Below are 17,791 nucleotides of genomic sequence, written 5' to 3' on the forward strand. Positions count from 1 at the left end.
GATGCCCTTAGTGTTGAGCCGCTGGACCACCGATTGGCGATTCCGGGCGATCACCCTGGGCAGCCGGTGTACCGGAAGCCGAATCATCATCCCAATCGCGAGGTTCGCGAGGCGTACGGCCCGCCATGATATCGTCGATCTGCTCGGCGTCGATGGTTTCGTACTTCATCAAGGCCTCGGCCATCGCATCGAGCTTGTCGCGGTTTTCGGTCAACAGCTGCTTGGCGGTCGCGTAGCACTGGTCGATGATGCTGCGCACTTCGGAGTCGATCAGCTTGGCCGTCTCACCGGAGACGCTGGTCTGCTGGCCACCTGCGCTACGACCCAGGAACACTTCGCCGTCTTCCTCGGCATACATCAGCGGGCCCAGCTTCTCGGACAAGCCCCACTTGGTGACCATGTTTCGCGCAATCTGGCTGGCACGCATGATGTCGTTGGAAGCGCCGGTGGTGACGCCGTCGAAGCCCAGGGTCATCTCCTCGGCGATACGACCGCCGTACAGGGAGCAGATCTGGCTGATCAGCGCACGCTTGGACAGGCTGTAGCGATCTTCTTCGGGCAGGAACATGGTCACACCCAGCGCACGACCCCGCGGGATGATCGACACCTTGTAGACCGGATCGTGCTCAGGCACCAGGCGACCTACGATCGCATGGCCGGCTTCGTGGTAGGCGGTGTTCTGTTTTTCCTTCTCGGACATGACCATGGTTTTGCGCTCGGCGCCCATCATGATCTTGTCCTTGGCCAGCTCGAACTCCTTCATGTCGACCAGGCGCTTGTTGGAGCGGGCGGCAAACAGAGCGGCTTCGTTGACCAGGTTGGCAAGGTCGGCACCGGAGAAGCCAGGCGTACCACGGGCAATGACGGCCGGGTTGACGTTGTCGCCAATCGGCGCCTTGCGCATGTGCACCTTGAGGATCTGCTCACGACCACGGATGTCCGGCAGGCCTACAACAACCTGACGGTCGAAGCGCCCGGGACGCAGCAGCGCGGGGTCGAGCACGTCAGGGCGGTTAGTCGCGGCAATGACGATGATGCCATCGTTCATCTCGAAGCCGTCCATCTCTACCAGCAACTGGTTGAGGGTCTGCTCACGCTCGTCGTGGCCCCCGCCCATGCCAGCACCACGGTGGCGGCCGACGGCGTCGATCTCGTCGATGAAGATGATGCACGGGGCGTGCTTCTTGGCCTGTTCGAACATGTCGCGCACACGGCTGGCACCGACACCGACGAACATTTCCACGAAGTCCGAACCGGAAATGGTGAAGAACGGCACCTTGGCCTCACCTGCAATGGCCTTGGCCAGCAGGGTCTTACCGGTACCGGGAGGGCCGACCATCAGCACACCGCGGGGAATGCGGCCACCCAGGCGCTGGAACTTGCCCGGGTCGCGCAGGAACTCGACCAGCTCGCCTACTTCTTCCTTGGCCTCGTCGCAGCCGGCGACGTCAGCCAGGGTGGTCTTGACCTGATCTTCGGAGAGCAGGCGCGCCTTGCTCTTGCCAAAGCTCATGGGGCCACCCTTGCCGCCCGCCCCGCCTTGCATCTGGCGCATGAAGAACATGAACACGGCGATGATCACCAGGATCGGGAAGCTGGCGACCAGCAACTGGGTCCAGATGCTCTGTTGCTCGGGCTGCTTGCCTTCGACGGTCACGTGGTTGTCCACCAGGTCGCCGATCAGGCCATTGTCGGTGATCGCCGGGCGCACGGTCTTGAAGCTATCGCCGTCGGAGCGCTTGCCGGTGATGATGTAACCGTCGACGGTCACTCGCTCGACCTTGCCATCCTTGACCTGCTGGATGAAGTCGGAGTAATTGAGGGTCTGCGGCTCGTTAGGGCTGGAGAAGTTGTTCATCACCGTCACCAGGACAGCTGCGATGATCAACCACAGGATCAGATTCTTTGCCATGTCGTTCAATTCGCTACCCTCTGAGGCCGGCGCACGACGCAGCCGTGCCTCGCATGATATTCATCGCCCTAACTTACTACATTGCCCACGCAACCGCAGGCACCGTCTGTAACCCTTTGTGAAATCCAGACTACACGAAGTTCGGACGATCCTGACGCCGTGACCGATTGGAATTAACTATCGGCCGCTGCGCTTCGTACCGTTCACGCGCCTTTGAACCCCTTGCCAAGCAGGTACTGCTCGCGGGAGCGGTCCCGCGATGAAGACGGTTTGCGCATCTGTACCTTGTCGAACTTGGTTCGCACGTCCTTGAGGTACACATCGAAACCTTCACCCTGGAAGATCTTGATCAAAAAATCACCGCCGGGCCGCAGCACGCGGGTTGCCAAATCCAGGGCCAGCTCGCAAAGGAACATGGCTCGCGGTATGTCGACCGCGGGCGTACCACTCATATTGGGGGCCATGTCCGAAATCACAAGGTCTACGTGTGAATCGCCGACGGCTTCGAGAATTTGCCGCAGCACCTCGTCCTGGGTGAAGTCCCCTTGGATGAAGGTGACATCGGGGATGGAGTCCATCTCCAAGATGTCCGAGGCGATCAGTCGACCCTGACCGCCAATCAGACGACTGGTCACCTGGGACCAGCCGCCCGGCGCTGCACCCAGGTCGATGACACTCATGCCAGGACGGATCAGACGGTCCTTCTCCTGGATCTCAAGCAGCTTGTAGCTTGCCCGCGAGCGGTAGCCGTCCTTCTGCGCCTGTTTGACGAAAGGGTCGTTGAAATGCTCTCGCAGCCAGTTTGCGCTGCTTTTGGAACGTTGTACCACGGGGCACCTCGATGATATGCGTGGTGATTGACTGGGCGGAGCCGGTGGCCCTCGGGTAAAATGCCGGTCAATTTTACAGAATCAGACGGAAAGGGTCAGATTATGCCGCTCAATAACGAGCAGAAGAAGCAATACAAGTCCATTGGTCATGACCTCAAGCCGGTCCTGATCGTTGCTGGCAACGGTTTGAATGAAGGCGTCGTCGCCGAATTGGAACGCGCATTGGCCGACCACGAGCTGATCAAGGTCGAAATTCGCTCCGAAGACCGCGAAGAGCGTGCCGAAACCATCGCCGCGCTGTGCAAGGCCGGCCGCGCCGAGCTGGTGCAGACCATCGGCAAGAAAGCACTGATCTACCGCAAGAACCCTCAGCCGAACAAGCAGCTGTCCAACGTCCACCGTTACAAGTAACGGCGGCGCCGCTCAGTGGCGCGCGTGACGCGCCCTGAGCGGGACGGGCTGGGCTACCAGCACGATGCCGGAGAAGCCCAGCACCAGGAAACAGAACATCTGCCAGCGCTCGCCCACGGAGATTCCGTAGCGCAAGGTGTAATAGCCGATGCAGGCCCCAAGGCCCAGCAACAGCATCTGGCCACGGAACTGGCGCCACCAGGCAGCCAGGCCTTCCACCTTTGCCAATACCGCCAGCTGGGTGATCAAGCCGAGCAGTGCCACGCCGATCAACCAACGATCGATCTGCCCGGCAATGTCTTGAACCAGTAACGGCGCAAGGCCGCTGACTTTCAAAGCAGGCACCAACCCCACGTGGAACACCCACAGGCCACCGACCCAGAATACCTGGGCCAGTTGCCAGAGGATCCCCTCAAGGGAAGGCGCCCGCAGGCGCCGGTCAGATGTGCTTGACTTCGACAATCTCGTACTCGACCGTACCGTTTGGCGTCTTGACGACAACGGTGTCACCCTCTTCCTTGCCAATGATGGCGCGAGCGATCGGCGCACTGTTGGACAGCTTGCCTTTCTTCACGTCGGCTTCATCTTCGCCAACGATCTGATAAGTGACCTGATCACCCGTTTCGGTGTTTTCCAGATCGACGGTTGTGCCGAAGATGACCTTGCCCGTATGGGCAATGGTGGTCACGTCGATCACGACCGAGTTCTGCAAACGGCCTTCGATATCGCGGATACGTGCCTCGACCATGCCCTGCTCTTCGCGGGCGGCATGGTATTCGGCGTTCTCCTTCAAGTCGCCCAGCTCACGCGCTTCACCGATGGCTTGGCTCAGGCGCGGGCGCTCGGTCTTGCTCAGAAAGAGCAGTTCTTCTTCCAGGGCGCGAGCGCCCTGAACGGTCATCGGGTATTTGGTCATGCTCATGCTTTGAGTCCTGCGTGCAGATCCTGCAGGCGGCGAACGGTTTTTTCCGGACCGAATTTCAGCGCCTCGCAGATGGCTTCACCGGCCGCAATGGTCGTGGTGCAGTAGATCTTGTGCTGCAGCGCATTGCGGCGAATCGAGTAGGAATCGGCGATCGACTGACGGCCTTCGGTGGTGTTGATGATCAGCGACACTTCGTCGTTCTTGATCATGTCGACCACGTGAGGACGGCCTTCGGTCACCTTGTTCACGCGGCGCACCTTCAAGCCCGCCGCCTCGATGACCTTGGCGGTACCTGCGGTTGCCACCACTTCGAAGCCCAGGGTGATCAGGTCGCGGGCGACTCCGGCCACTTGCGGCTTGTCGTCGTCACGCACGCTGATGAACGCGGTACCACCGGTCGGCAGCACTTCGCTGGCACCCATCTGGGCCTTGGCGAAGGCTTCACCGAAGCTGTCACCGACACCCATCACTTCACCGGTCGATTTCATCTCAGGGCCGAGGATCGGGTCAACCCCTGGGAACTTGGCGAATGGGAAGACGGCTTCCTTCACGCTATAGAAGTTCGGGATGATTTCCTGAGTGAAGCCCAGCTCCTTCAGGGTTTTGCCTGCCATGACACGAGCGGCGATCATGGCCAGCGACGTGCCGATGCACTTGGACACGAACGGTACGGTACGCGAGGCGCGCGGGTTGACTTCGATCACGTAGATCTTGTCGCCCTGCAGGGCCAGCTGCACGTTCATCAGGCCAACCACGCCCAGCTCCAGGGCCATTTTCTTGACCTGCACACGCACTTCATCCTGCACCTCCTTGCTCAGCGAGTAAGGTGGCAGCGAGCATGCCGAGTCACCGGAGTGAACGCCAGCCTGCTCGATGTGCTGCATGATCGCGCCGATGACCACATCGGTACCGTCGCAGACCGCATCCACGTCCATCTCGATGGCGCAGTTGAGGAAGTGGTCCAGCAGCACCGGGCTGTCGTTGGACACCTGCACGGCTTCGCGCAGGTAGCGCTTGAGCTCGTCCAGCTCGTAGACGATCTCCATGGCGCGACCACCCAGGACGTAGGACGGACGCACGACCAGCGGGTAACCGATGGTGCCGGCGGCGCTGATGGCCTCTTCTTCGCTGCGCACGGTGGCATTTGGCGGCTGTAGCAGGTTCAGGCGCTGCACCATCTGCTGGAAGCGCTCACGGTCTTCGGCACGGTCGATGGCGTCGGGGCTGGTGCCGATGATCGGCACGCCGGCTTCTTCCAGGGCGCGGGCAAGCTTGAGCGGGGTCTGGCCGCCGTAGTGCACGATCACGCCCTTGGGCTTCTCGACGCGGCAGACTTCCAGCACGTCTTCCAGGGTCAGCGGCTCGAAGTACAGGCGGTCGGAAGTGTCGTAGTCGGTAGACACGGTTTCCGGGTTGCAGTTGACCATGATGGTCTCGTAACCGTCGTCACGCAGCGCCAAGGCGGCGTGCACGCAGCAGTAGTCGAACTCGATGCCCTGGCCAATGCGGTTAGGACCACCGCCGAGGATCATGATCTTGTCGCGGCTCGACGGATTCGCCTCGCATTCCTCCTCGTAGGTGGAATACAGGTAGGCGGTATCGGTGGCGAACTCGGCGGCGCAGGTGTCGACGCGCTTGTACACCGGGAACACTTCCAGCTTGTGGCGGTGACGGCGCAGGGTCTTGTCGGTGATGCCGAGCAGCTTGGCCAGACGCTGGTCCGAGAAGCCCTTGCGCTTGAGGCGCAGCATGCAGTCCTTGTCGATCGCGGTGAGGGCCAGGGTCTTGACCTTCTCTTCCTCCTTGATCAGGTCTTCCATCTGCACCAGGAACCACATGTCGATACCGGTCAGGTCGAAGATCTGCTCGCAGGTCATGCCCGAACGCATGGCGTCGGCCACATACCAGATACGCTCGGCGCCCGGCACGGTCAGCTCGCGCTTGAGGATACTGGCAGCCTCGGGGCTGGCCAGGTCGACTTTCGGGTCGAGGCCGCAGGCGCCGACTTCCAGGCCGCGCAGGGCTTTCTGCAAGGATTCCTGGAAGGTACGGCCGATGGCCATGACTTCACCGACAGATTTCATCTGGGTCGTCAGGCGAGCATCGGCCTTCGGGAATTTCTCGAAGGCAAAGCGTGGCAACTTGGTCACCACGTAGTCGATCGACGGCTCGAAGGAAGCCGGCGTGCGGCCACCGGTGATGTCGTTCTGCAGCTCGTCCAGGGTGTAGCCGATGGCCAGCTTGGCGGCGATCTTGGCGATCGGGAAGCCGGTGGCTTTCGAAGCCAATGCCGAGGAGCGCGACACCCGCGGGTTCATCTCGATGACGACCATACGACCGGTATTCGGGCAAATGCCGAACTGCACGTTGGAACCGCCGGTCTCGACGCCGATTTCACGCAGCACCGCCAGGGAGGCGTTGCGCATGATCTGGTATTCCTTATCGGTCAGGGTCTGCGCCGGCGCGACGGTGATCGAGTCGCCGGTGTGCACGCCCATCGGGTCGAAGTTCTCGATGGAGCAGACGATGATGCAGTTGTCCTTCTTGTCGCGGACCACCTCCATCTCGTATTCCTTCCAACCGATCAGCGATTCGTCGATCAGCAGTTCCTTGGTCGGCGACAGGTCCAGGCCACGGGTGCAGATTTCTTCGAATTCTTCGCGGTTGTAGGCGATGCCGCCGCCAGTGCCGCCCATGGTGAACGACGGACGGATGATGCAAGGGAAGCCAAGCTTCTCGAGCACCGCGTTGGCCTCTTCCATGCTGTGGGCGATACCGGAGCGCGGGCACTCCAGGCCGATGTCCTTCATGGCCTTGTCGAAGCGCGAGCGGTCTTCGGCCTTGTCGATGGTGTCGGCATTGGCGCCGATCATTTCCACGCCGAACTTCTCCAGAACGCCGTGGCGCTCAAGGTCCAGGGCGCAGTTCAGGGCAGTCTGGCCACCCATGGTCGGCAGGACAGCGTCAGGGCGCTCTTTCTCGATGATCTTGGCCACCGACTGCCATTTGATCGGCTCGATGTAGGTGGCGTCGGCCATGGCCGGGTCGGTCATGATGGTGGCTGGGTTGGAGTTCACCAGGATGACGCGGAACCCCTCCTCGCGCAGGGCTTTGCAAGCCTGGGCGCCGGAGTAGTCGAATTCGCAGGCCTGGCCGATCACGATCGGGCCAGCGCCGAGAATCAGGATGCTTTTGATGTCTGTACGTTTTGGCATGGTTGTCACTCAAATCCGGGGTCAGTCGGCAAGCCGCGTTGAACAATCTGGGTCAGGCGCATCCGGGCATGGCACATGCCAGCCCGGGGCCTTGAAGCAGGAGACTCAGCGGCGCTTGGCCATGGCATCGGTGAAACGATCGAACAGTGGCGCGACGTCGGTCGGGCCTGGGCTCGCTTCAGGGTGGCCCTGGAAGCTGAACGCGCTCTTGTCGGTGCGCTCGATACCCTGCAGGGTACCGTCGAACAGCGACTTGTGAATGGCGCGCACGTTGCCAGGCAAGGTCGCTTCGTCCACCGCAAAGCCGTGGTTCTGGCTGGTGATCATGACCACACCGGTATCGAGGTCCTGCACCGGGTGGTTGGCACCGTGGTGGCCGTGGCCCATCTTCACGGTCTTGGCGCCGGAGGCCAGGGCCAGCAGCTGGTGACCCAGGCAGATGCCGAAGACCGGGATGTCGGTTTCCAGGATTTCCTTGATCGCCTGGATGGCGTAGTCACAGGGCTCGGGGTCGCCCGGGCCGTTGGACAGGAACACACCGTCCGGGTTGAGGGCCAGCACTTCGCTGGCGGGCGTCTGGGCCGGCACCACGGTGACGCGGCAGCCACGGGCGACCAGCATGCGCAGGATGTTCAGCTTGACGCCGTAGTCGAACGCCACCACGTGATAAGGCAGGTCGGCAACTTCGCGGGTGGGGTGGCTATCGGTCTTGAGCTCCCACACGCTGGAACGCCATTCGTAGCGCTCCTTGGTGGAAACCACCTTGGCCAGGTCCATGCCCTTGAGGCCTGGGAAGCCGCGCGCAGCGGCGATTGCGGCTTCTTCGCTGATGTCGTCACCGGCCAGGATGCAGCCGTTCTGAGCGCCCTTTTCACGCAGGATTCGAGTCAGGCGACGGGTGTCGATGCCCGCAATGGCCACCACGTTGTTGGCCTTGAGGTACTCGGGCAGCGACTGGGTGTTACGCCAGTTGCTGGCCAGCAGCGGCAGATCGCGAATGACCAGGCCGGCCGACCAGACGCGGTTGGATTCTGCGTCTTCTGGCGTGGTGCCGGTGTTGCCGATGTGCGGGTAGGTCAGAGTCACGATTTGCTGCGCGTAGGAAGGGTCTGTAAGGATTTCCTGGTAGCCGGTCATAGCGGTGTTGAATACCACTTCACCAACGGTCTGGCCGTCGGCACCGATTGCCTCACCGCGGAAAATACTGCCGTCGGCAAGGGCGAGTATGGCTGGCTTTGTCAAGAAGACCTCCCGAAAATCAAGCATGAAAGGGCGATCGCAGGTTGCAAAAAAGCGGAGTGACGTATGGACACGTCACCCCGCTTTTATGTGCTGAATTCAATTCGCTGCGCGCTTTTAGTGGACACACTAAAGCTGTAGCTTACAGAAAAGTGCGTTTTCGGTCTACCGCATATGTGCCTTTTAAACACATGAATGCGACAGACCGCTACCAGAGCCACTTGCTAGAGGTGGGCCCCACCGCCCAGACACGCCTGGGTGCGTATCATCGGCGGCAGGTTGCTCTGGTCTGGGCCGAGGGCTCAGTGCAGCTCGAGCACATCCTGCATGTCGTACAGGCCAGGCTCGCGCCCGTCCAGCCACAAGGCCGCTCGCACGGCACCCTTGGCGAACGTCATGCGGCTGGAGGCCTTGTGGGTGATCTCCAGGCGCTCGCCTTCGGCAGCAAACAGCACCGTGTGATCACCGACCACGTCACCGGCGCGCACCGTGGCAAAGCCAATGGTCTTGCGATCACGTGCACCGGTCTGCCCTTCGCGGCCATACACCGCCACTTCCTGCAGGTCGCGCCCCAGCGCATTGGCCACCACTTCGCCCATGCGCAGCGCGGTGCCCGAAGGCGCATCGACTTTATGGCGGTGGTGCGCCTCGATGATCTCGATATCGACGTCGTCGCCCAGCACACGCGCCGCGATGTCCAGCAGCTTGAGGCTGAGGTTGACCCCCACACTGAAGTTGGCCGCGAACACAATCGGAATGTCCTTGCCCGCCTCGGCCAGCAGGTGCTTTTCTTCCACGGTGAACCCGGTGGTGCCGATGACCATGGCCTTGCCATGCTTACGGCAGAACGCCAGGTTCTTCAGGGTGACCGATGGATGGGTGAAGTCGATCAGCACGTCGAAGTCATCGGCAACCTTGACCAGGTCGTCGGACAACAGCACGCCAATGCGCCCCAGGGCGGCCAACTCGCCTGCGTCCGCACCCACCAGCGTGCTGTCCGGGCGGTCGATGGCAGCCGTCAGGCCGGCACCTGCGGTTTGCTGCACGGCTTCGACGAGGGTCTTGCCCATTCGCCCTGCCGCGCCCATCACTGCAATACGTCGCATAGCCTTTTCCTTGTCAGAGATCGCCGAAGAAGCGCTTCACGCCATCGAACCAGCCACTGGCCTTGGGCGAATGGGAGCTGTCGCCTTCGAGCGAATCACGCAGCTCTTCGAGCAGTTCGCGCTGACGACGGCTGAGGTTGACCGGCGTTTCCACCGCCACGCGGCACAGCAAATCACCCGCACCACCACCGCGCACAGGCGCCACGCCCTTGCCACGCAGGCGGAACTGCTTACCGGTCTGGGTGCCTTCGGGGATGCGCAGCTTGACCCGACCATCGAGGGTTGGCACTTCGAGTTCGCCACCCAGCGCAGCGTCGGTGAAGCTGATCGGCACTTCGCAGTACAGGTGCTTGCCATCACGCTGGAAGATCTCGTGCTCGCGCACGTTGATCACCACGTACAGGTCGCCGGTCGGCCCACCGTGCGCGCCGGCTTCACCCTCGCCCGACAGGCGAATGCGATCACCGGTGTCGACACCTGCTGGCACCTTGACCGACAGGGTCTTGTATTCCTCGACCCGGCCTTCGCCATGGCAGGCCCCGCAAGGGTCGGTGATGATCTTGCCCTGGCCATGGCAGCGCGGGCAGGTCTGCTGCACCGAGAAGAAGCCCTGCTGCATGCGTACTTGGCCGATACCACCGCAAGTGGGGCAGGTCGACGGGGTGGAACCTTTCTTCGCACCGCTGCCATCGCACGGCTGGCAGTTGACCAGCGTCGGCACGCGAATGCTGACCGTGGTGCCGCGCACGGCTTCTTCCAGGTTCAACTCCAGGGTGTAACGCAGGTCGCTGCCGCGCTGAGCGCCGCCGCGTCCGCCACCCCGGCCACCACCGAAGAAGTCGCTGAACACATCACCGAAGATGTCGGAGAAGTTAGCGCCCCCGAAACCGGCCCCGCCGCCACCCATGCTCGGATCGACGCCGGCATGGCCATATTGATCGAACGCCGCGCGCTTGCTGGCATCCGACAGGACCTCGTACGCCTCGTTGGCTTCCTTGAATTTGTCTTCGGACTCTTTATCACCCGGGTTGCGGTCGGGGTGGTACTTCATCGCCAATCGGCGATAGGCCTTCTTGAGGTCAGCATCCGTGGCGCCGCGCTCGACACCCAGGACCTCATAATAATCACGCTTGGACATAGGTCATTTGCACCTTGTTGGGCGTCCGGCATCTGCGCCGCGCCGTCAGCATCTGCTCCCCACGGGGGGCTGACAAATGCTGCAAAAATTCTCGAATTCCAGATACGTCAACGCGGGAGCAAGCCCCCGCGCGGCGACATCCTACCAGTCCACCGCCAAACGGCGGTGCACTGGCCGACAACTTGCAGGACTTACTGCTTGTTGTTGTCTTTCACTTCTTCGAACTCGGCGTCCACCACGTCGTCTTGCTTGGCTTCCGGCTCGGCCTGCTGCGCGCCGCCCTGAGGCTGTTCGGCCGACTGCTCGGCGTACATTTTCTGGGCAACCGGTGCAGAGACCTTGGACAGCTCTTCGACCTTGGCGTCGATGGCAGCCTTGTCGTCGCCTTTGACGGCGGTTTCCAGGGCAACCACGGCCGCTTCGATGGCAGTCTTCTCTTCAGCGGTGACCTTGTCACCCGCGTCAGCGACCATCTTGCGGGTCGAGTGAACCAGTGCATCACCCTGGTTACGGGCAGCGGCCAGTTCTTCGAACTTGCGGTCTTCCTCGGCATTGGCTTCGGCGTCACGCACCATGCGCTCGATTTCGTCGTCCGACAGGCCGGAGTTGGCCTTGATGACGATGGACTGCGACTTGCCGGTGGCCTTGTCTTTGGCGCTGACGTGCAGGATGCCGTTGGCGTCGATGTCGAAGGTCACTTCGATCTGCGGCACGCCACGCGGCGCTGGCGGAATGTCAGCCAGGTCGAACTTGCCCAGCGACTTGTTCTGTGCCGCCTGCTTGCGCTCGCCTTGCAGCACGTGAATGGTCACGGCGCCCTGGTTGTCGTCAGCAGTCGAGAACACCTGCGACTTCTTGGTCGGGATGGTGGTGTTCTTCTCGATCAGCGAAGTCATCACGCCGCCCATGGTTTCGATACCGAGGGTCAGCGGGCTGACGTCCAGCAGCAGGACGTCCTTCACGTCACCGGCCAAGACTGCGCCCTGGATGGCAGCACCCATGGCGACGGCTTCGTCCGGGTTCACGTCCTTGCGCGCTTCCTTGCCGAAGAAGTCGGCAACGGCTTTCTGAACCAGCGGCATACGGGTCTGACCGCCGACCAAGATCACGTCGTCGATCTTGCTGGCGTCGATACCGGCGTCCTTGAGCGCGATGCGGCAAGGCTCGATGGTGCGGCTGACCAGGTCCTCGACCAGCGATTCCAGCTTGGCGCGGGAAATCTTCACGTTCAGGTGCTTCGGACCGGTTGCATCTGCAGTGATGTACGGCAGGTTGACGTCGGTCGACTGGGCCGAAGAGAGCTCGATCTTGGCCTTTTCAGCAGCTTCCTTCAGGCGCTGCAGGGCCAGTGGATCGTTCTTCAGGTCCATGCCGGACTCTTTCTTGAACTCGTCGACGAGGTAGTCGATCAGGCGCATGTCGAAGTCTTCGCCACCCAGGAAGGTGTCGCCGTTGGTGGCCAGTACTTCAAACTGGTGCTCGCCGTCGACTTCGGCAATTTCGATGACCGAAACGTCGAAGGTACCACCACCCAGGTCATAGACGATCACGGTGTGGTCGCCCTTGGCCTTGTCCATGCCGTAGGCCAGTGCAGCGGCGGTCGGCTCGTTGATGATGCGCTTGACGTCCAGACCGGCGATGCGGCCGGCGTCCTTGGTGGCCTGACGCTGGCTGTCGTTGAAGTAGGCCGGTACGGTGATGACCGCTTCGGTCACAGGCTCGCCGAGGTAGTCTTCGGCGGTCTTCTTCATTTTCTTCAGAACTTCGGCGCTGATCTGCGGTGGCGCCATGTCCTTGCCGCTGGCCTGGACCCAGGCGTCGCCGTTGCTGGCCTTGACGATCTTGTAAGGCACCAGCTTGATGTCTTTCTGTACGACGTCTTCTTCGAAGCGGCGGCCGATCAGGCGCTTGACTGCGAACAGGGTGTTGTGCGGGTTGGTCACGGCCTGGCGCTTGGCCGACTGGCCGACCAGGATTTCACCATCGTTGGCGTATGCCACGATCGATGGGGTGGTACGCGCACCCTCGACGTTCTCGATGACCTTGACGTTACCGTTTTCCAGCACGGAGACGCACGAGTTGGTGGTCCCCAGGTCGATACCGATGATCTTGCCCATGTTAACTCTCCCGAAACTTGAATGAGGTAGCAGCGGCTACTGCGGCCAACTGCGGTAATACTTGAAGGCTTGACACCTAGATGGGGATGCCCGAAAGGATTTCAAGCCTTTTCATCGATAGAAGGTTGCGCTGCGCTCGGCGCCTTGCTGACCACCACCATGGCGGGGCGCAGCAGGCGGCCATTGAGCAGGTAGCCCTTCTGGAACACGTTCAGTACGCTGTTGGGTTCGACCTCGGCGTTTTCCTGCATGGCCATGGCCTGGTGGTGCTCAGGGTTGAACGGCTGACCATGCGGATCGATGGCTTCGAGGTTGTAGCGCTTGAGGGTGTCCTGGAACATCTTCAGGGTCAGCTCGACGCCCTCGCGGATCTGCTTGACGTGTTCGTCCTGGGCGCTGGAGTGAGTCAGGGCCAGTTCCAGGCTGTCGATCACAGGCAGCAGGTCGGTGGAGAACTTCTCCAAGGCGAACTTGTGCGCCTTTTCCACATCCTGCTCGGCACGCCGGCGAATGTTCTGCAGTTCGGCCACGGTACGCAGTGACTGGTCCTTGGCCGCGGCCAGCTGTTCTTCGAGTTCCAGCACGCGGGCATCAGCTGCGTTGTCGGCACCGGTTTGCTCGACGTTGAGGTCTTTCTCGTTCAGCTGCTCATCAGCCATGGGATATCTCCTGCGCAATTTGGTGGACTGCGAGCCAGGCTCGCCGGTGATGTGGCGTATATGGGGCCGGAAAATACAGCTTCAAGGGGCAGCCTGGTTTTTACGCCTTGAAGCGTTTGCACCAAAAGGGCATTGGCAGGCTGGAAAAAACTACTGTATAAATAACCAGACATGACTTTCTGGAGTCGCCCTCATGCTGGTGCACCTGTCCATTCACAACTACGCCATCGTCGAACACCTCGACCTGGAAATCGCCCGCGGCATGTCCGTGATCACGGGCGAGACAGGTGCGGGCAAGTCGATCATGCTCGATGCCCTGGGCTTGGCCCTGGGCGACCGCGCCGACAGCGGCGTGGTACGCCCCGGCACCGACAAGGCCGACATCCTCGCCACGTTCGACCTGGTCGACATCCCCGAGGCCCACACTTGGCTCGCCGAACGTGACCTGGCCAGCGATGGACTGTGCATCCTGCGGCGTGTCATCACTGCCGAAGGCCGCAGCCGTGGCTATATCAACGGTACACCCTGCCCCCTTGGGGACCTCAAGGCCCTGGGCGAGCTGCTGATCGACATCCACAGCCAGCACGAGCACCAGTCCCTGCTCAAGGCCGATACCCACCGGCGTCTGCTCGACGAATACGCCGGGGCCATCGACCTGGCCCGGCAAGTGCAGATGGCGGCCAAGCGCTGGAACCAGACCCGGCTCGAACTGGAGCGCCTGTCCAATTCCGGCGACGAACAGCGTGCCCGCCACCAACTGCTCAGCTACCAGCTCGAAGAGCTGGACAACCTGGGCCTGGGCGAAAACGAACTGGAGCACCTGGAGCAGGAGCACAAGAACCTCACCAGCGCCGAGGCCCTGTTCGGCATTTGCCGCCAGGTCATCGACCAGTGCAGTGAAAGCGATTCGGGCAATGTGCTTGGCGCGCTCACCTCCAGCCTCAACCGGCTGGGCGCTGCCAGCAACGCCCCCAAGGCACTGTCGGAAGCGGCCAACCTGATTGCCAGCGCGCAGATTCAGGTGGAAGAAGCCGTGGGCGAACTCAACCGCTTCCTCGACAATTTCGATGCCGACCCCATGCGCCTCCAGGCCCTGGAAGAGCGCCTCGACACTATCTACACCCTGGCGCGCAAACACCGGGTGCACCCCACGGAGCTACCGCACCTGCAGCAGCAGTTGATGGAGGAGCTCGAAGGGCTCAACGCCAGCGATGAATCCCTGGAGCGCCTGGGCGAAGAAATGGCTGCATTCGCTCAGCACTATAAAGAGAAGGCCCGCGAACTGAGCGGGTTGCGTCAGCATGCCGCCAAGCAACTGGCAGAGGCGGTCGAGCAGGAAATCCAGCGCCTGGGCATGCCCGGTGGCCGCTTCTGCATTCAGCTCACGCCCAATGACACGGCCGACCTATCACCCAATGGGCTGGAGCAGATCGAATTGCTGGTCAGCGCCAACCCCGGCCAGCCTCTCAAGGCGCTGTCCAAAGTCGCCTCGGGCGGCGAACTGTCCCGGATCAGCCTGGCGATCCAGGTCATTACGGCACAGACGTCGCGCATCCCTACCCTGGTATTCGACGAAGTGGACGTGGGTATCGGCGGGCCTACGGCGGAAATCGTGGGCCAGCTGTTGCGTCGCCTGGGCGAACGCGGCCAGGTGCTGACCGTCACCCACCTGCCTCAGGTAGCCGCCCAAGGGCATCACCACCTGTTCGTGCACAAGGTCCGCGAGAGCGATACCACGCACACGGCCGTGGCCAGCCTTGGCAAACGCGAGCGGGTCGAAGAAGTGGCGCGCATGCTGGGTGGCATCGACCTGACCAAGGAATCGCTGGCCCATGCGCGCAAGATGGTGGTCAGCGGCAAGGCCTGAGGCACTTCGGCACAGGGCCGGAATAACGGTCACCACCACCGTTTGCAGAAAAAACAAAGGCGACCCCAGGGTCGCCTTTGCTGTTCAGAACGAAGTAATCGTTACTTCTTCTTACGCACATAAAGGACCAGGTTGTGGTCCACCAGCTCGAAACCGTGCTCTTCGACGATTTCACGCTGGCGCTTCTCGATCTCGGCGTCCATGAACTCGATGACTTCACTGGTATCCACGTTGACCATATGGTCGTGGTGACCGCCATCGGCCAGTTCGAACACCGCATGACCGCCGTCGAAGTTGTGGCGAACCACCAGACCCGCTGCTTCGAACTGGGTCAGTACACGGTACACGGTGGCCAGGCCAACATCCTCGCCTGCCTCCATGAGGGCCTTGTACACATCTTCGGCGCTCATGTGACGCTGCTCGGCAGAGTCGAGCATTTGAAGGATCTTGACTCGAGGCAGGGTCACCTTGAGACCGGCTTTGCGCAATTCGCTATTTTCAACCATGGTCAGCTTTCTCGCCGATGCTGCTTCGCAGCTTCTCTTAATACGGGTATGATCGGTGTTTACGTTGTCCAGCCAAGATAGTGGAAGTCGCCCACCGATGCAAAACACCAAGCTCTTGCTAACCAGCCTCACCTTCGTGGGACTGCTCGCACTCGCCGGTTGCTCGTTTCCCGGGGTTTACAAAATCGACATCCAGCAGGGCAATGTCGTCACGCAGGACATGATAGACCAATTGCGTCCGGGAATGACCCGGCGGCAAGTGCGGTTTATCATGGGCAACCCTCTGATTCAGGATACGTTCCACACCAACCGGTGGGACTACCTCTACAGCCTGCAACCTGGTGGCGGTCAGCGCCAACAGGAACGCATGAGCATTTTCTTCAATGAAAGCGACCAGCTGGTAAGCCTGTCTGGCGACTTCATGCCGGGCGTCAGCCGCGACCAGGAAATCCTCGGTGGCAGCGGCGACACCACGGTCAGCCCAGGTGCCAACGGCGAGCAGCCGGCAGCCCAACCGGAAGAAAAACCGGCTAAACCAGGCTCGGTCGAGGAATCCATCCAGCGCGAGATCGACACCATCGAAACCACGCCAGTGCCTACACCGGCACCGCTGGAAACGCGCTAAACGCGCTGATACGAAAAAAGCCCGGACAGTGTCCGGGCTTTTTCATTGCTGCAAGAGACGCTTCCAATCGAGCGTCACCGCTCCCTGCCACTTGAGTGTGGCCATACCTCGATTGCAACCCTTAGGAAGCAGCGTACAACTGCTTGGCACGCTCGCAAAACGCATCCACCAGGGTATTGGCGGCCTGATTGAACAGCGGCCCCAAAGTGGCGCGCACCAATGAGCCGGCATAGTCGAACGACAAGTCCAGGCTGATCTTGCAGGCCTTCTCACCCAAGGGCTTGAACACCCAGATGCCGTGCAGCTGAGAGAACGGCCCCTCCTCCAGGTTCATCTCGATGGATTGCCCCGGCACCAGCACATTACGGGTAACGAAGTGCTGGCTGATACCGCCTTTGGCCACCTCGAGCTTGGCGCGCATGTGGGTTTCGCTGGCTTCGAGCACCGTCGAGTCGGAACACCAGGGCAAGAAGTCCGGGTAGCTGGCCACATCGTTTACCAGGTCGTACAAGGCCTGGGCGGGGTATGGCAGCAGGGCGGAGCGTTGAATATGGGTAGTCATCCAGGCGTCACTTCCAAGGCTGGGTGGCGGTGCTTCGCAGCATTCCGATTACAGGTTCTGTACCTATGACAGTGCAGGTATTGTCCGGTATTCATTCCAGTGGCTCAAGCACGCAGAAATCCCATAGCGGACGACGCGCGGACTTGCCTATAATGCCGTCCCTATGGCTAAGCAAAAAAAACATCCGACCGGGACCATCGCGCAGAACAAGAAAGCGCGACACGATTACTTCATCGAGCACAAGTTCGAGGCCGGGCTGGTCCTGTCCGGCTGGGAAGTAAAAAGCCTGCGAGCCGGCAAGGCGCACCTCGTTGACAGCTATGTGCTGCTCAAGGACGGTGAGGCCTGGCTGTTCGGCAGCCACATCACCCCGCTGACCACAGCCAGCACCCACGTCATCGCAGACCCCATCCGCACCCGCAAGCTGCTGCTCAACAAGCGTGAGCTCGAGCGCCTGGAAGCGGCCGTGGCGCAGAAGGGTTATACCTGCGTGGCATTGGCGCTGTACTGGAGCAAGCACCTGATCAAGTGCGAAATCGCACTGGGCAAGGGCAAGAAGGAATACGACAAGCGCGATACCGTGCGCGAACGCGATTCCAACCGCGAGCTGCAGCGGGCCGTACGCAACAAGGGCAAGGAAGACTAACGTTTGCCCCCTTCCCCGCCGAGTGATGATACG

At 61.3% G+C, this 17,791-nt stretch carries 16 protein-coding genes; 4 read left to right on the plus strand and 12 right to left on the minus strand.

Annotated features, from left to right (window positions below; all coding sequences use genetic code 11):
- Positions 1 to 7: 7 nt before the first annotated feature.
- Together ftsH and rlmE are read right to left on the minus strand one after the other, a co-directional pair.
- Positions 8 to 1,912, minus strand: coding sequence for an ATP-dependent zinc metalloprotease FtsH (gene ftsH / locus FS777_RS00225; RefSeq protein ID WP_058604763.1), 1,905 nt, complete (start codon positions 1,910 to 1,912; stop codon positions 8 to 10).
- 203 nt (positions 1,913 to 2,115) lie between these two features.
- A complete protein-coding gene (gene rlmE / locus FS777_RS00230; protein ID WP_027915415.1) occupies positions 2,116 to 2,742 on the minus strand; it encodes a 23S rRNA (uridine(2552)-2'-O)-methyltransferase RlmE in 627 nt (208 codons plus the stop codon).
- A gap of 102 nt (positions 2,743 to 2,844) precedes the next feature.
- Here rlmE and yhbY point away from each other — a divergent pair, with 102 nt between their 5' ends.
- On the plus strand, positions 2,845 to 3,153 hold the full coding sequence (gene yhbY / locus FS777_RS00235; protein ID WP_023533185.1) for a ribosome assembly RNA-binding protein YhbY: 309 nt from the start codon (positions 2,845 to 2,847) through the stop codon (positions 3,151 to 3,153).
- Between the two features lie 12 nt (positions 3,154 to 3,165).
- Here yhbY and FS777_RS00240 read toward each other — a convergent pair whose 3' ends face one another.
- From FS777_RS00240 to grpE, 8 genes are all read right to left on the minus strand, one after another.
- Positions 3,166 to 3,615, minus strand: coding sequence for an MFS transporter (locus tag FS777_RS00240; protein ID WP_081322853.1), 450 nt, complete (start codon positions 3,613 to 3,615; stop codon positions 3,166 to 3,168).
- Positions 3,593 to 4,075 (minus strand): transcription elongation factor GreA, encoded by a 483-nt coding sequence (gene greA, locus FS777_RS00245; protein WP_178091239.1) that lies wholly within the window; start codon positions 4,073 to 4,075, stop codon positions 3,593 to 3,595. Before greA ends, FS777_RS00240 begins: the two co-directional genes overlap by 23 nt.
- The gene (carB, locus tag FS777_RS00250) at positions 4,072 to 7,293 is read right to left on the minus strand and encodes a carbamoyl-phosphate synthase large subunit (RefSeq protein WP_078477979.1); all 3,222 of its coding nucleotides are present in this window, start codon (positions 7,291 to 7,293) and stop codon (positions 4,072 to 4,074) included. The genes greA and carB overlap by 4 nt, the downstream gene beginning before the upstream one ends.
- Positions 7,294 to 7,398: 105 nt before the next feature.
- Complete coding sequence (gene carA, locus FS777_RS00255) at positions 7,399 to 8,535, minus strand: glutamine-hydrolyzing carbamoyl-phosphate synthase small subunit (protein ID WP_058604765.1); 1,137 nt, start codon at positions 8,533 to 8,535, stop codon at positions 7,399 to 7,401.
- A 299-nt stretch (positions 8,536 to 8,834) separates the two neighbouring features.
- Entirely contained in the window at positions 8,835 to 9,638 is an 804-nt protein-coding gene (gene dapB / locus FS777_RS00260) for a 4-hydroxy-tetrahydrodipicolinate reductase (protein WP_058604766.1), read from the minus strand.
- A 13-nt stretch (positions 9,639 to 9,651) separates the two neighbouring features.
- Entirely contained in the window at positions 9,652 to 10,776 is a 1,125-nt protein-coding gene (gene dnaJ, locus FS777_RS00265) for a molecular chaperone DnaJ (RefSeq protein WP_023533145.1), read from the minus strand.
- A gap of 191 nt (positions 10,777 to 10,967) precedes the next feature.
- Positions 10,968 to 12,893, minus strand: a complete 1,926-nt coding sequence (gene dnaK, locus FS777_RS00270; RefSeq protein ID WP_145253502.1) for a molecular chaperone DnaK — start codon at positions 12,891 to 12,893, stop codon at positions 10,968 to 10,970.
- A 101-nt stretch (positions 12,894 to 12,994) separates the two neighbouring features.
- Positions 12,995 to 13,552 carry a nucleotide exchange factor GrpE gene (gene grpE / locus FS777_RS00275; protein ID WP_078477978.1) on the minus strand — a complete coding sequence of 186 codons (558 nt, stop codon included), beginning with the start codon at positions 13,550 to 13,552 and terminating at the stop codon, positions 12,995 to 12,997.
- 193 nt (positions 13,553 to 13,745) lie between these two features.
- Between grpE and recN the strand changes: the two genes are divergently transcribed.
- Positions 13,746 to 15,419 (plus strand): DNA repair protein RecN, encoded by a 1,674-nt coding sequence (gene recN, locus FS777_RS00280; RefSeq protein WP_023533129.1) that lies wholly within the window; start codon positions 13,746 to 13,748, stop codon positions 15,417 to 15,419.
- A 101-nt stretch (positions 15,420 to 15,520) separates the two neighbouring features.
- On the opposite strand, the gene fur is transcribed toward recN, so the two are convergent.
- On the minus strand, positions 15,521 to 15,925 hold the full coding sequence (gene fur / locus FS777_RS00285; protein ID WP_023533128.1) for a ferric iron uptake transcriptional regulator: 405 nt from the start codon (positions 15,923 to 15,925) through the stop codon (positions 15,521 to 15,523).
- A gap of 97 nt (positions 15,926 to 16,022) precedes the next feature.
- Here fur and FS777_RS00290 point away from each other — a divergent pair, with 97 nt between their 5' ends.
- A complete protein-coding gene (locus FS777_RS00290; RefSeq protein ID WP_023533140.1) occupies positions 16,023 to 16,550 on the plus strand; it encodes an outer membrane protein assembly factor BamE in 528 nt (175 codons plus the stop codon).
- A 121-nt stretch (positions 16,551 to 16,671) separates the two neighbouring features.
- On the opposite strand, the gene FS777_RS00295 is transcribed toward FS777_RS00290, so the two are convergent.
- Positions 16,672 to 17,112, minus strand: a complete 441-nt coding sequence (locus tag FS777_RS00295; RefSeq protein ID WP_023533169.1) for a type II toxin-antitoxin system RatA family toxin — start codon at positions 17,110 to 17,112, stop codon at positions 16,672 to 16,674.
- Positions 17,113 to 17,275: 163 nt separating this feature from the next.
- Here FS777_RS00295 and smpB point away from each other — a divergent pair, with 163 nt between their 5' ends.
- Positions 17,276 to 17,758: an SsrA-binding protein SmpB gene (gene smpB / locus FS777_RS00300; protein WP_023533119.1), complete on the plus strand. Its 483-nt coding sequence runs from the start codon at positions 17,276 to 17,278 to the stop codon at positions 17,756 to 17,758.
- Positions 17,759 to 17,791 lie beyond the last annotated feature (33 nt).

The sequence above is a fragment of the Pseudomonas sp. DE0157 genome, from assembly GCF_007678615.1.
Lineage (GTDB): Bacteria > Pseudomonadota > Gammaproteobacteria > Pseudomonadales > Pseudomonadaceae > Aquipseudomonas > Aquipseudomonas parafulva_B.

Bases quoted from the DNA above. Each gene is read 5' to 3' on its own strand.
- ftsH (WP_058604763.1), bottom strand. From the start codon at position 1,912: ATGGCAAAGAATCTGATCCTGTGGTTGATCATCGCAGCTGTCCTGGTG.
- yhbY (WP_023533185.1), top strand. From the start codon at position 2,845: ATGCCGCTCAATAACGAGCAGAAGAAGCAATACAAGTCCATTGGTCAT.
- greA (WP_178091239.1), bottom strand. From the start codon at position 4,075: ATGAGCATGACCAAATACCCGATGACCGTTCAGGGCGCTCGCGCCCTG.
- carB (WP_078477979.1), bottom strand. From the start codon at position 7,293: ATGCCAAAACGTACAGACATCAAAAGCATCCTGATTCTCGGCGCTGGC.
- dapB (WP_058604766.1), bottom strand. From the start codon at position 9,638: ATGCGACGTATTGCAGTGATGGGCGCGGCAGGGCGAATGGGCAAGACC.
- dnaJ (WP_023533145.1), bottom strand. From the start codon at position 10,776: ATGTCCAAGCGTGATTATTATGAGGTCCTGGGTGTCGAGCGCGGCGCC.
- dnaK (WP_145253502.1), bottom strand. From the start codon at position 12,893: ATGGGCAAGATCATCGGTATCGACCTGGGGACCACCAACTCGTGCGTC.
- grpE (WP_078477978.1), bottom strand. From the start codon at position 13,552: ATGGCTGATGAGCAGCTGAACGAGAAAGACCTCAACGTCGAGCAAACC.
- recN (WP_023533129.1), top strand. From the start codon at position 13,746: ATGCTGGTGCACCTGTCCATTCACAACTACGCCATCGTCGAACACCTC.
- fur (WP_023533128.1), bottom strand. From the start codon at position 15,925: ATGGTTGAAAATAGCGAATTGCGCAAAGCCGGTCTCAAGGTGACCCTG.
- FS777_RS00290 (WP_023533140.1), top strand. From the start codon at position 16,023: ATGCAAAACACCAAGCTCTTGCTAACCAGCCTCACCTTCGTGGGACTG.
- FS777_RS00295 (WP_023533169.1), bottom strand. From the start codon at position 17,112: ATGACTACCCATATTCAACGCTCCGCCCTGCTGCCATACCCCGCCCAG.
- smpB (WP_023533119.1), top strand. From the start codon at position 17,276: ATGGCTAAGCAAAAAAAACATCCGACCGGGACCATCGCGCAGAACAAG.